Below are 14,312 nucleotides of genomic sequence, written 5' to 3' on the forward strand. Positions count from 1 at the left end.
CCACGAAAGGCCCCTGGAGTCATGCGCAGAAGCAGAGCCGCAGCCGTCGGCGCCGTCACCCTCTCCCTCGTCCTGACCGCGGCCGCCTGCGGAGGCGGCTCGTCGGGTGGCGGCGGATCATCCGACGCGCAGCCGAAGACCCTGACGTACTGGGCCTCGAACCAGGGCGCGAACATCGAGGTGGACAAGAAGGTCCTCCAGCCGGAACTCGACAGGTTCGAGAAGCGGACCGGCATCAAGGTCGAGCTGGAGGTCGTCCCCTGGTCCGACCTGCTCAACCGCATCCTCACCGCGACGACCTCCGGTCAGGGGCCGGACGTCCTCAACATCGGCAACACCTGGACCGCCTCGCTCCAGTCGAGCGGAGCCCTCCTGCCGTGGGACGCCGAGAACTTCGGGAAGATCGGCGGCAAGGACCGGTTCGTCGAGTCCGCCCTGGGCTCGACCGGTGTCCAGGGCCAGGAGCCGGGCGCCGTACCGCTGTACTCGATGGCGTACGCGCTCTACTACAACAAGAAGATGTTCGCGGACGCCGGCATCGAGAAGCCGCCGGCGACGTGGGACGAGGTCGTCGCGGCCGGCAAGAAGCTGACCAAGGACGGCAAGGCGGGGCTCGGCGTCGAGGGCTCGAACCTCTCCAACAACATCCACCAGGTCTTCGTCCTCGGCAAGCAGCACGGCGCGGACTTCTTCACCGCCGACGGGAAGCCGGACTTCACCTCCGACGGCGCCGTCGCCGCCGTCAAGCAGTACGTCGACCTCATGGCCAAGCACGGCATCGTCGCCAAGGGCAACGCCGAATACGCCCAGAACCAGTCCCTCAGCGACTTCGCCAAGGACAAGACGGGCATGGTGCTGTGGCAGACCGCCGCCGCCACCTTCAAGAGCCAGGGCATGAGCGAGGACGAGTGGGGCATCGCCCCGGCGCCCGTCCAGTCGGGAGCGCCGGGCAAGGGCAGGGCGACGAACTCCATGGTCGCCGGCATCAACCTGGCCGTGTTCAAGAACTCCAAGAACGTCGACGGGGCCATGAAATTCGTGAAGTTCATGACCAGCGACGAGGAGCAGAAGACCCTGAACAAGGCCTACGGCTCCATACCGCCCGTCAAGTCGGCCCAGCAGGACCCGGCCTTCAACACCCCCGCGCTCGCCCCGTTGCTGCAGACCCTCGCGTCCAGCGCCGAAGCGCTGCCCCAGGTCCCCGAGGAATCCCAGTTCGAGACCGTCGTGGGCACCGCCGTGAAGGATCTCTTCGCCGACGCGGCCGGCGGCCGCCCGGTGACCACCGCCTCGGTCAGAGCCGAGCTCGAAAAGGCCCAGCAGCAGATGCCGAAGAAGTGAGCACGGACGTCACGATGACCACCACCGCTGCCCCGGCCACCGGGAGGCGGACAGCAGTGAAGACCGGCCCCGGAGCGGCGCGCGGCCCGCGCCGCTCCGGGCGCCTGCGCCGTATCGGCCTGCCGTATCTGCTGCTGCTCCCCGCCCTGGTCCTGGAACTCCTGGTCCACCTGATACCGATGCTGATCGGCATCGTCATGAGCTTCAAGGAGCTCACCCAGTTCTACATCCGCGACTGGGGCGCCGCCCCCTGGGCCGGCGCGGACAACTACGCGCTCGTTGTCGACTTCGACGCCCCGGTGGGCGACGCGCTGCTGCGGTCGTTCTTCACCACCTGCTGGTTCACCGTCCTGTCGGTCGGCCTCTGCTGGCTGCTCGGCACGGCCGCCGCGATCTTCATGCAGGAGACGTTCCGGGGCCGGGGATTCCTGCGCACGGTCTTCCTCATCCCGTACGCACTGCCCGTCTACGCCGCCGTCATCACCTGGGCCTTCATGTTCCAGCGGGACAACGGCCTGATCAACCACGTGCTGCACGACCAGCTCGGTCTCACCGACAGCCCGCCCTTCTGGCTGCTCGGGGACAACAGCTTCATCGCCCTGCTCGTCGTGTCCGTGTGGAAGGGCTGGCCCTTCGCCTTCCTCATCATGATGGCCGGGCTGCAGAACATCCCCCGCGAGATGTACGAAGCCGCCGCCCTGGAGGGCGCCGGGATGTGGCAGCAGATACGCCGCATCACCCTGCCGTCGCTGCGGCCGGTGAACCAGGTCCTGGTCCTGGTGCTGTTCCTGTGGACGTTCAACGACTTCAACACGCCGTTCGTCCTGTTCGGCAAGGCGGCGCCGGAGGCGGCGGACCTGATCTCCGTCCACATTTACCAGTCCTCGTTCCAGACGTGGAACTTCGGCACCGGGTCGGCCATGTCGGTCCTGCTGCTCCTGTTCCTGCTCGTCGTGACCGGCGGCTACCTCCTGTTCACCTCCCGTGGAAGGCGGGCCACCGATGCCCACTGACCCGCAGCGGCCGCGGCCCCGCTCGCCCATGGCCGCTCCCCGCTCGTTCGTCTGGAGCCGGCGGATCTTCCTGACCCTGCTCACCGCGTTCGTCCTGCTTCCGGTCGTCGTGATGGTCTCCAGCTCCCTCAAGCCGCTGGAGGACGTGTCGGGGAAGTTCCAGTGGGTCCCGTCCGGGCTGACCTTCCGCCCGTACCTCGACATCTGGGAGACGGTCCCGCTCGCGGACTACTTCGTGAACTCGCTGATCGTGGCGGGGGCGGCGACCGTCTGCTCGGTCGTCATCGCCGTCTTCGCGGCCTACGCGGTGAGCCGCTACGCCTTCCGCGGCAAACGCGTCTTCACCGTGACGGTCCTGTCGACGCAGATGTTCCCCGGCATCCTGTTCCTACTGCCGCTGTTCCTCATCTACGTCAACATCGGCAACGCCACCGGCATCGCCCTCTTCGGTTCGCGCGGCGGCCTGATCCTCACCTACCTCACCTTCTCCCTGCCGTTCTCCATCTGGATGCTGATCGGCTACTTCGACTCGGTCCCCAGAGACCTGGACGAAGCCGCCAAGGTCGACGGCTGCGGCCCGCTCGGCGCGCTCTTCCGGGTCGTGGTGCCGGCCGCGATCCCCGGCATCGTGGCCGTCGCCGTGTACGCCTTCATGACCGCCTGGGGCGAGGTCCTCTTCGCCTCCGTCATGACCAACGACACGACCCGCACGCTCGCCGTCGGCCTCCAGAGCTACGCCAGCCAGAACGACGTCTACTGGAACCAGGTCATGGCCGCCTCGCTCGTCGTGAGCGTGCCCGTCGTCGCCGGATTCCTCCTCCTCCAGCGCTACCTCGTCACCGGTCTGACGGCCGGTGCGGTCAAGTGAACCCCTGCCGCCCGTTCCCGAGAGGATCCCTGTGTCCGAACCGATAGACCTCGCCGCCTTTCCGCGTGACTTCGCCTGGGGCACCGCCACGTCGGCCTACCAGATCGAGGGAGCCGTCGCCGAGGACGGCCGGTCGCCGTCGATCTGGGACACGTTCTCCCACACGCCCGGCAAGACCGACAACGGCGATCACGGTGACGAGGCGTGCGACCACTACCACCGCTGGCCCGAGGACATCGCCCTGATGCGGCGTCTGGGCACCAACGCGTACCGGATGTCGATCGCCTGGCCCCGCGTCGTCCCGGGCGGCGACGGTCCGGTCAACGCCGAGGGACTCGCCTTCTACGACCGGTTGGTCGACGCACTGCTCGACGCCGGCATCGCTCCTTCGATCACCGTGTACCACTGGGACCTCCCGCAGGTCCTCCAGGACCGGGGCGGGTGGACCGAGCGCGACACGGCCGAACACCTTGCCGCGTACGCGAGCGCCGTGGCCGGGCGCCTCGGCGACCGCGTCACGCAGTGGGCCACGCTGAACGAACCCCTGTGCTCCGGATGGATCGGCCACCTCGAAGGGCGCATGGCTCCCGGACTCACCGATCTGACCGCCGCGGTACGGGCCTCGTACCACCTGCTGCTCGGCCACGGCCTCGCCGCCCAGGCCATTCGCGCGGCGGCGCCCGGCGCCCAGGTCGGCATCGTGACCAACCACTCCACCGTCGAAGCGGCCAGTACCAGTCCCGAGGACATCGCGGCGGCGGCGCGCATGGACGGCCACACCAACCGCTGGTGGCTCGACCCCCTCTACGGGCGCGGCTTCCCCGCCGACATGCGCGAGCTCTACGGCGTCGAACTGCCCGAACGCAGCGGTGACGCGGACGTCATCGCCGCGCCCCTGGAATGGCACGGCCTCAACTACTACTTCCCGGCGACGGTCACCGACGACCCCGCCGGGCCCGTTCCGTACGCCCGGGAAGTCGTCGTCCCCGACGTCCCGCGCACCGCCATGGGCTGGCAGATCGACGCCGGCGGGCTCGAAGCGCTGTTGCTGCGCCTCACCGACGACTACGGAATCCGCAGGCTGTACGTCACCGAGAACGGCTCCGCCTTCCCCGACGCGGTGGGTCCCGACGGCGCCGTGGACGACCTGGAGCGGACCCGCTACCTGGAGGAGCACCTGGCGGCGTGCGCCCGCGCCATCCGCAAGGGCGTTCCGCTCGCCGGGTACTACGCCTGGTCGCTCCTGGACAACTTCGAGTGGGCGTACGGCTACGACAAGCGGTTCGGCCTGGTCCACGTCGACTACGCCACCCAGAGGCGCACCGTCAAGGCCAGCGGTCACTGGTTCGCGCGACTCCTGCGCGACCACCGGCACCACACTCTCTGACCCCGCCGCCCCCCGGGCCGCGGCCCGCGGGCGGCCCCCCGTCCGGCCGATGTGCCCAACGGCCAGGCCGTGCACCCCCCTTGACCCTCCCATGAGAGCACGCGAGCATCTCCTGCGTGGGAGAGCGCTCTCCAGCTCTCTTCGCCCCCAACCCAGGAGACACACCATGCTCGCTCCCCCCACCGGTCCACCGGCGTCGCGCAGACGCTCGCCCTCCTACGGGCGGACCACGGCCGGCGCCCTCGTCACCGCCCTCGTCGCGACGCTTCTGCTCTTCGTCCCCGCCGGCGCCGCCCAGGCCGCCCCCGTCCTGCTGTCGCAGGGCAAGCCGGTGACCGCGTCCAGTCAGGAGCACTACGGCACACCCGCCACCGCCGCCGTCGACGGCGACACCGGCACCCGCTGGTCCAGCGCCGCCTCCGACCCGCAGTGGATACGGATCGACCTCGGCGCGTCCGCGGCCGTCAGCCAGATCGTGCTGCGCTGGGAGACCGCGTACGCGAAGGCGTACCGCATCGAATTCTCGACCGACGGCACCACCTGGTCGACCGCGCACACGACCACCGCGGGCAGCGGCGGCACCGAGACGCTGAACGCGTCCGGCACCGCCCGCTACGTGCGCATGCACGGGACGGCCCGCGCCACCGGCTACGGCTACTCGCTCTGGGAGTTCCAGGTGTACGGCACCACCGGTGACGGCGGCGGCCCGACCCTGCCGGGCGGGGGAGACCTCGGCCCGAACGTGCACGTCTTCGACCCCTCCTCGCCGGGCATCCAGGCCAAGCTGGACGAGGTGTTCAAGGAGCAGGAATCGGCCCAGTTCGGCAACGACCGGCACGCCTTCTTCTTCAAGCCGGGCACGTACGACAACCTCAACGCGCAGATCGGCTTCTACACCTCGATCTCCGGCCTCGGCCTGCGGCCCGACGACACCACCATCAACGGGGACGTGACGGTCGACGCCGGCTGGTTCAACGGCAACGCGACCCAGAACTTCTGGCGTTCGGCGGAGAACCTCGCCCTCAACCCGGTCAGCGGGACCAACCGCTGGGCCGTGTCCCAGGCCGCGTCCTTCCGCCGCATGCACGTCAAGGGCGGCCTGAACCTGGCGCCGAACGGCTACGGCTGGGCGAGCGGCGGCTACATCGCCGACAGCAAGGTCGACGGCCAGATCGGCAACTACTCGCAACAGCAGTGGTACACCCGGGACAGCGCCATCGGCGGCTGGTCCAACTCCGTCTGGAACCAGGTCTTCTCCGGCGTCGAGGGCGCCCCGGCCACCAGCTTCCCCGAGCCCCGCTACACCACGCTCGCCACGACGCCGGTCTCCCGCGAGAAGCCGTTCCTGTACCTCGACGGCAACGAGTACAAGGTGTTCGCCCCGGCCAAGCGCACCAACGCGCGCGGCACCACCTGGTCGAGCGGCACCCCGCAGGGCGAGTCGATCCCGCTGAGCAGGTTCTACGTCGTCAAGCCCGGTGCCACGGCCGCCACCATCAACGCCGCGCTCGCACAGGGCCTGCACCTGCTGTTCACGCCCGGCGTCTACCACGTGGACCGGACGATCGAGGTCAACCGCGTGAACACGGTCGTGCTGGGCCTCGGCCTCGCCACGATCATCCCCGACAACGGGGTCACGGCCATGAAGGTCGCCGACGTCGACGGTGTGAAGCTCGCCGGGTTCCTCATCGACGCCGGTCCCGTGAACTCCACGACGCTGCTCGAAGTGGGCCCGCAGGGGGCGTCGGCGGACCACGCCGCCAACCCCACCACCGTCCAGGACGTCTACATCCGCATCGGCGGCGCCGGCCCCGGCAAGGCCACCACCAGCATGGTGGTCAACAGCGACGACACGATCATCGACCACACCTGGGTCTGGCGCGCCGACCACGGCGAAGGCGTGGGCTGGGAGACGAACCGCGCCGACTACGGCGTGCGGGTCAACGGTGACGACGTCCTGGCCACCGGTCTGTTCGTCGAGCACTTCAACAAGTACGACGTGGAGTGGTACGGCGAGCGGGGCCGGACGATCTTCTACCAGAACGAGAAGGCGTACGACGCCCCCAGCCAGGCCGCGATCCAGAACGGTGACACCAAGGGCTACGCCGCCTACCGGGTGGACGACTCGGTGGACACCCACGAGGCGTGGGGACTCGGCAGCTACTGCAACTACAACGTGGACCCGGCGATCCGGCAGGACCACGGCTTCAAGACCCCCGTCAAACCCGGGGTGAAGTTCCACAGCCTGCTGGTGGTGTCCCTCGGCGGCATGGGCCACTACAACCACGTCATCAACGACACCGGCGCCTCCACGGTGCCCGGCGGCACGTCCACCGTCCCCTCCACGGTGGTCTCCTTCCCCTGACGCGCTGACTCGGCGGTCCGCCCTCATGGGCGTGACCTGCTGGTCCCGGGGCCCGGGCGTTCTCCTCACGAGGACGCCGGGCTCCGTGCGTTCGTCCGAGGCGTGTACGACCGGCGGCAGCGGCCGGCTGCCAGCCCCCAACAGCCCCGGCCGCCGGAAGAGTTGGCACCGGAAGCGTTGACAGGCCCACGCCCACCGCCCAATCTCCTTGGAGAGCGCTCTCCCGGTTCCCGTTCGGCGCGGCACGCCGGCCCCCGCCCCTCCCTACACCCTTCCGCCAGGAGCCCCCGTGTTCAGACCCGCTGTCCTCTCCGGCCGCTCGCGGCCCGCAACGCTGCTCGTCACCCTCGGCGCCCTGCTCGCGTCGTCCCTCTCCCTCGCCGCGGCGCCCGAGGCCGACGCCGCCGACGCGCTGCTGTCGCAGGGCAAGCCGGCCACCGCCTCCTCGCAGGAAGGGGACGGGACCGCCGTCTCCGCGGCTGTGGACGGCGACCTGGCCGGAACCCGGTGGGCCAGCCGGTGGAGCGACCCCCAGTGGCTCAGGGTCGACCTGGGCAAGACCTCCGACCTCAGCCGGGTCGTGCTCACCTGGGAGACCGCCTACGGCACGTCGTACGAGATCCAGGCGTCCGACAACGGCACGGACTGGAGAACCCTGAAGACCGTCACGGGCGGCGATGGCGGCACCGACGACCTCTCCGTCACGGGGTCCGGCCGTTACGTGCGCATGCTCGGCACGGCGCGTTCCAGTGGCTACGGCTACTGCCTGTGGGAGTTCCAGGTCTACGGCTCCGCCGACGGCACCACGCCGCCCACCGGCGGAGCGGTCGAGGTCACCGGCTCCGCGGGCGACTGGCAACTGCGGGCGGGCGGCCAGCCGTACACCGGGGCCTCACCTGGGGCCCGTCCGTCGCGGACGCCCCGAAGTACCTGCCCGATCTGAAGTCGATGGGCGTCAACACCATCCGCACCTGGGGCACCGACGGTTCCACCAAGCCGCTGCTGCCTTCGTCAACGACGCCGCGAAGAAGATCCACTCCATTGATCCGGACCACCCGGTCACCTCGACCGACGCCTGGACGGGCGCCTGGCCGTACTACAAGCGCAACGCGCCGGACCTGGACCTGTACGCGATGAACTCCTACGGCGACATCTGCGGCGTCCAGGAGGACTGGGAGGAGGGCGGCTACACCAAGCCCTACATCATCACCGAGGGCGGGCCGGCCGGTGAGTGGGAGGTCCCGGACGACGCGAACGGCATCCCGGACGAGCCCACCGACGTACAGAAGCGCGACGGCTACACGAAGGCATGGGACTGCGTCACCGGCCACAAGGGCGTCGCGCTCGGCGCCACCCTCTTCCACTACGGCACCGAGCACGACTTCGGCGGAATCTGGTTCAACCTCCTGTCCGGCGGGCTCAAGAGGCTGTCGTACTACTCCGTCAAGCAGGCGTACGCGGGCTCGACGGCGGGGGACAACACGCCGCCGGTGATCACGAACATGGCCGTCTCCCCGGCCTCGGCCGCACCGGCCGGCGGTGAGTTCACCGTACGGGCCGACGTGCGCGACCCGGACGGCGATCCGCTCACGTACAAGATCTTCCTCAGCGGCAACTACGCCAACGGCGACAAGGGTCTGGTCGAGGCCAAGTGGCGGGCCACCGGCAACGGCGTGTTCGCCGTCACCGCGCTTGAGAAGCCCGGGGTCTGGAAGGTCTACATCGAGGCGACGGACGGGCGCGGCAACGCCGGTGTCGAGACCAAGTCGGTCAAGGTCGTCGCCCCTCCCGTCACCGGGACGAACGTGGCGCTGAACAAGCCCACCACCGCCTCCTCCTACCAGGCCCAGTACGGCGACTGCCCCTGCACGCCCGCCAAGGCGACGGACGGTGACCCGGGCACCCGCTGGGCCAGCGACTGGAGCGACCCGCAGTGGATCCAGGTCGACCTGGGCGCGCCGACCGCCGTCCGCAAACTCCAGCTGGCCTGGGACCCGGCCTACGCCAAGTCCTACGAGGTGCAGGTGTCCGACGACGGCCGGACCTGGCGGCCGGTGTACTCCACCACCACCGGCAACGGCGACATCGACACCATCGACGTGACGGCGACCGCCCGCCACGTGCGGCTGCACCTCGCCGCACGCGGCACCGGCTGGGGTTACTCGCTCCACGAGTTCGGCGTCTACAGCTGATCCGCGCGTACGGCGAGGGAGGGCCTCCCCGGCACCGGGCGGGCCCCGCCATCCCGATACGGAGAGCGCTCTTCCTCGCCGCGTCCGCCCCAAGCCGGATGTCCCCCCGCGAGACGATCGTCCACCCCCACCAGGAGGTCCCCGTGAAACGGAGTTCCAGAGGCTTTTCCGCGCTACTCGTCTGCACCGCTCTCGCCACCACGGTCTTCGGCATCGGATCGATCACGGCGGCCGCCGATGCCGTCCCCGCCACCGGCGCACCGGCCTCGGCGCACGCGGGCCACACCGCGGCGGTGTCCGCGCTGCCGTCGGGAGACGACCCGGACGGTGACGGCTACATCCCCGCGAACCCGCCGGTGACCGGCGTGACCCCGTCCGACAGGGAACCGGCGCCGCGCTACTTCCATGAGTTCCAGGCCAACTGCGCGGTCACCCACACGTCTACCCGGCGCAGCCCGGCAGGTCCCACGACCACACGTTCATGGGCAATACGTCGACGAACGCGACGAGCACCACTGCGACGCTGTACGGCGGCGCCACCGCGTGCAAGGCCCCCGGCGACGCCAGTGCCTACTGGATGCCCTCCCTCTACAAGGGCGACAAGAAGATCCTGCCGGCCGGCCCCCAGGTCATCTACTACAAGGCGGGCGTCACCGACTACACCAGCGTGCGCCCCTTCCCCAAGGGTCTGCGCTACGTCGTCGGCAACCCCGCCCAAAGCGCCCAGGACTTCCGGAACCACCCGGGCTGGGTGGAAGGGTGGGAGTGCGGTGAGAGCTTCAAGAACGTCGACTTCCCGCAGAGCTGCCCGGCCGGATCCCAGCTCAATCTCCGTATGCAGGCCCCGAGTTGCTGGACCGGTCTGCACCTGGACACCCCCGACCACCAGAGCCACATGGCCTATCCGGTCGTCAAGCCGGGCACCAACGACAACGTCTGCCCGGCGAGCCACCCCGTGGCGCTGCCCATGATCGAGTTCAAGATGGCGTTCCCCGTGGACGGCGACATGTCGCAGGTCAAGCTCGCCAGCGGGCGCGGATACTCGTTCCACTACGACTTCTTCAACGCGTGGAACGAGCCGACGCTCAAGGCCCTGGTCGACCACTGCGTCGTCGGCGGCCTGCAGTGCGACACTCGCGGCTACGACCAGAACCACCCGCAGGAGGGCGCCGCCCTGGGCCCCGACCACCGGCTGCCCTGACCTTGCGTTCCACCCGCTCCCCGGGCCCGCCCCGCCGTCCCCGCACCGGGGAGGGCGGGACGGGCCCCCGGCGGCTTCCGGTTGCGTTCCGCTCCTCCGGGCGGCTCGGTCCCAGGGCACGGCGGCCCGCTACGCCGACTCGCGCACCACCAGCTCCGGTTCGAAGATCACCGAAGTGGGCTCGGGCCGGGTCCCCTCGATGTGCTCCTGGAGGAGGCGCGCCATCGTCGCGGCCATCTCCTCCATCGGCTGGCGGACCGTCGTCAGTGGCGGACGGCACGTGGTCGCCGTGACGGAGTCGTCGAAGCCGATCACCGCCACGTCGTCCGGCACCCGCTTGCCGTGCTCCCGCAGCGCCTGGCAGGCCCCCTGCGCCATCAGGTCGTTCGCCGCGAACACCCCGTCGACGGCGGGGTGTTCCCCCAGCAGCCGCGCCATCGCCGTCGCGCCGCTGTCGAGTGTGAAGCCTCCCTCGGCTATGGGGAGGTACGGGTGACCGTGGCGCGCCATGGTGTCGCGGAAGCCGGCCAGCCGGTCCTGTGCGGCGGGCAGGCCCAACGGCCCCGTCACCGTCGCGATCCGCCGGCAGCCGCGCGCGAGCAGGTGCTCGGCGGCCAGCCGCCCGCCGTCCTGGTGGGCGAGATCGACGTAGCTGACCGGCGCCGCCAGGGCCGGCCGGGCGAACAGTACGCACGGCAGTCTCTCCGCCGCGAGGAGCGCCGGAAGCGGGTCCTCGGCGTGCGTGGAGAAGATCAGCGCCCCGTCCGCGCTGCCCTGCCTCAGGTACGCGAGGACCTGACGGCGGGCGGCCTCCGACTCGGCGAACATCAGTACCGGGTGCATCGACCTCGGCCGCAGGTAGTTGACCACTCCGCCGACCACCCGTCCGAAGAACGGGTCGGCGAACACCCGCGTCGCGAACGAGGGGTTCTCGCTCCCGGAGTCGTCGTCGCCCGCGCCGGATACGACGAGGGCGATCGTCTCAGCGCGCCTGGTCACCAACGACCGCGCGGCGCGGTTCGGCGTGTAGCCCGTCCGCTCGATCGCACCGCGCACCACCTCCTGGATGGCGGGATCGACGTTCCGTATGCCGTTGATGACCCGGGAGACGGTCGCCCGCGAGACGCCCGCCTCCCGGGCGACGTCCTCCAGAGTCGGCAGGTGTCTGGTCATGCCCCGCACCCTATCGGGTGGTCACGGAGCCGGTAGAGCGCTCTCCGCCGTCCTGTCGCGTGCGCACGTCCGGCGCCCGCGTCCCCTCTTGAGGGCCAGGTTCACATCCCGCGCTCACCTACGTGCAGCGCCGCGGTCAGCGGCAGCTCACCGGCCGACCGGCCGGCGAGCACCCGCCACGCGCCGGGCTCGGCGCACCATCCGCGTTGTGTCTCGGACCAGTGCCGCAGGGCCCGGGCGGACACCTGAACCGTCGCGGTCACCCGGTCGCCGGGGCCCGCCCCGACGGCGGCGTACCCGGCGAGCCAGCGCCGCGGACGCTCCACCGCCGAGTCCGGCTTCGCCAGGTACACCTGCACTATTTCGCGGCCGGGCCGGCCCCCCGTGTTCCGCACCTGGACGCGCACGGTGAGGGAGGCGCCGCCGGGCACGGACGCGGGGACGTCCAGCCGCTCGTACTCCCACGTGGTGTAGCCGAGGCCGTGCCCGAACCAGTAGGCCGGCGTACGCCCCGCACGCAGCCACGCCCGATAGCCGATGTGCAGCCCCTCGGAGTACTCCAGTACGCCGGCATCGGGCCGGGTGCCGGCGACCGGCACGTCGCCGAGGGCCGCGCCCCAGGTGGTCGGCAGCCGTCCGCCCGGTTCCGCCCGGCCGAACAGCACGTCGGCCAGGCCGGTCCCCGCCTCCTGGCCGGGGAACCAGGAGAGCAGGACCGCCCCCGGCTCCTCGTGCCACGGCAGTTCCACCGGCCCGCCGGCGTTGACGACCACGACGGTACGGGGGTTCGCGGCCGCCATGGCCCGCACGAGCTCGTCCTGGCGGCCGGGGAGAGCCAGACCGGTCCGGTCGCGGCCCTCGGACTCGCTGTCCTGCGTGGTGCCGACGAACACGACCGCCGCGTCGGCGTTCCGCGCGGCCTCGGCGGCCTCGGCGATCGCCGGGACGGGATCCGGTGCGGGCGGGGCGGCGCTCACCACGACGGCGCGGCCCGTGCCGGGCGTCAGTTCACGGCGCGCCACCACGTGCACGGGGCGAGCGCCCGTCAGCCGTGCACGGCCGTAGTGGCACGGCGGGTTCACATGGACGACGGCAGGGTCGTCGGTCAGCCGGGGGAACGTACCGTCGACGACGGCACGCCCGTCCACCGTGAGGGTCGTACGGCCGAAGCCACCCACGCCGAAGGTCCACTCACCGCCCGTTCCCGGTGTCAGCAGAGCGCTGATCTCGACACTGCGCGCGCCCGGTGGCACGTACGGTTCCGCCTGACGCCCGGACAGGCGGTGTTCGGCGTGGAGTTCGCGGCCGTCCGCGTCGAGCGCCCGGACCAGCACGCCGGGCGCGCCGTCGCGCGGGTCGCGGCACAGCGCCGGGTCGAGCGGAGGGGGAGCCGCGGCGAGAGCGGGACCGGGGACGTGCAGCACCCGCGCACCGTCGCCCAACGCTTCGCGGATCCCCTCCAGCGGCGGGACGACACGCTGCGGGAACACCCCGGCGCTGCCGCCGCCCTGGACCCTCGGCCGTGTGGCGTACTCCCCGATCACCGCGAGCGTCCGCAGGTCGGCGGGCTCCAGGGGCAGCACGCCGTCGTTGCGCAGCAGGACCGATCCCGCGGCGACGGCCCGGCGCAGCAGCGGCCGCTCGTCGCCAGGAGGCGCCGGCTTCGTACGGGCCGCCCCGGGCGCACCGAGCGCCCCCACCCGGCCGGCGAGCCGGAGCATCCGGCGGACCTTGTCGTCGACGGCCTCCAGCGGCACGGCTTCCCGGCGCACGGTCCGTACCAGCGCGTCTCCCCAGCTGCTCTCCGGTCCCGGCATGGCGAGGTCGTGGGCTGCGAGCGCGGCGGCCGCGGTGGAGCGCACCGCCCCCCAGTCGGACACGACGACCCCGTCGAACCCCCACTCGCCCTTGAGCGGCTCGGCGAGCAGCGGGCTCTCGGTCATCGTGACCCCGTTGACGCCGTTGTAGCCGGCCATGACGAGCCACACCCCGGCCGCGACGGCGGCCTCGAACGGCGCCAGGTAGACCTCGCGCAGCACGCGTTCGGGCACCCGGACGTCCACGGTGAGCCGCTCGGTCTCGGAGTCGTTGGCGACGTAGTGCTTGGCGGTGGCGGCGACGCCTCGGGCCTGGATGCCGCGGATCAGCGCGGCTCCGGTACGCCCGGTCAGCTCCGGATCCTCCGCGAAGCACTCGAAGTGGCGGCCGCCCAGCGGTGAGCGGTGCAGATTGAGATTGGGCGCGAGCAGCACGTCGACCCCCTTGCGCCGTGCCTCGGTCGCGAGCAGACCCCCGAGCCGCTCCACCAGTTCGTCGCTCCACATTGCCGCGAGAGCGGACGGCGAGGGAAGCAGTACGGAGGTGCTCCGCTCGTCCCAGGACTCCCCGCGCACCCCGACGGGGCCGTCCGAGGCCGTCATCGCCTCCAGGCCGATCGCGGGCTCCGGTGAGGTGCGCCAGGTGGTGGACCCGGTGAGGAGCCGTACCTTCTGCGCCGGATCCAACTTGTCGAGCAGCCGCGCGCGTTCCGCTTCGTTCATCCTGCTGCCTCCTCGGTGCGCACCGTGGGAGAGCGCTCTCCAAGCATGGTGACGTGACCCGGCTCCTGTCAATGCGCAGAGGGCGTCCGGGCGGCTCACGGCCGCGACGGGGCTCTGCGACCGGAGGTTCACGCCGAAGGGTGAACATGATCGAGCCATGTCCGCGCAGGGAGGTGATGGCCCGCGTGAGGGCGGCGAGCCTGTTGGGGTCGCCGCGCCGACGCCGACGCCC

At 71.0% G+C, this 14,312-nt stretch carries 7 protein-coding genes and 2 pseudogenes; 7 read left to right on the top strand and 2 right to left on the bottom strand.

From position 1 onward, the window contains the following. Positions 1–21 precede the first annotated feature (21 nt). The 7 genes and pseudogenes from AC07FK_RS10470 (at position 22) to AC07FK_RS10500 (ending at position 10,367) form a co-directional block, all read left to right on the top strand. Positions 22–1,341, top strand: coding sequence for an ABC transporter substrate-binding protein (locus AC07FK_RS10470; protein ID WP_479104351.1), 1,320 nt, complete (start codon positions 22–24; stop codon positions 1,339–1,341). 14 nt (positions 1,342–1,355) lie between these two features. Continuing rightward, positions 1,356–2,354 carry a carbohydrate ABC transporter permease gene (locus AC07FK_RS10475; protein ID WP_479104353.1) on the top strand — a complete coding sequence of 333 codons (999 nt, stop codon included), beginning with the start codon at positions 1,356–1,358 and terminating at the stop codon, positions 2,352–2,354. Positions 2,355–2,382: 28 nt separating this feature from the next. After that, positions 2,383–3,222: a carbohydrate ABC transporter permease gene (locus tag AC07FK_RS10480; protein ID WP_479104952.1), complete on the top strand. Its 840-nt coding sequence runs from the start codon at positions 2,383–2,385 to the stop codon at positions 3,220–3,222. Positions 3,223–3,253: 31 nt separating this feature from the next. Then, positions 3,254–4,609, top strand: a complete 1,356-nt coding sequence (locus AC07FK_RS10485; protein WP_479104355.1) for a GH1 family beta-glucosidase — start codon at positions 3,254–3,256, stop codon at positions 4,607–4,609. 166 nt (positions 4,610–4,775) lie between these two features. Then, a complete protein-coding gene (locus AC07FK_RS10490; protein ID WP_479104357.1) occupies positions 4,776–6,974 on the top strand; it encodes a discoidin domain-containing protein in 2,199 nt (732 codons plus the stop codon). 289 nt (positions 6,975–7,263) lie between these two features. Beyond that, positions 7,264–9,166, top strand: a pseudogene (locus AC07FK_RS10495) (discoidin domain-containing protein). A 143-nt stretch (positions 9,167–9,309) separates the two neighbouring features. After that, positions 9,310–10,367: pseudogene (locus AC07FK_RS10500) on the top strand (DUF1996 domain-containing protein). A gap of 129 nt (positions 10,368–10,496) precedes the next feature. Here the strand turns inward: AC07FK_RS10500 and AC07FK_RS10505 are convergent. Continuing rightward, positions 10,497–11,540 (bottom strand): LacI family DNA-binding transcriptional regulator, encoded by a 1,044-nt coding sequence (locus tag AC07FK_RS10505; RefSeq protein WP_479104359.1) that lies wholly within the window; start codon positions 11,538–11,540, stop codon positions 10,497–10,499. Between the two features lie 101 nt (positions 11,541–11,641). Next, positions 11,642–14,080, bottom strand: a complete 2,439-nt coding sequence (locus AC07FK_RS10510) for a glycoside hydrolase family 3 C-terminal domain-containing protein (RefSeq protein ID WP_479104361.1) — start codon at positions 14,078–14,080, stop codon at positions 11,642–11,644. Between the last annotated feature and the right edge of the window lie 232 nt (positions 14,081–14,312).

It is taken from the genome of Streptomyces sp. NPDC046122, from assembly GCF_056429965.1.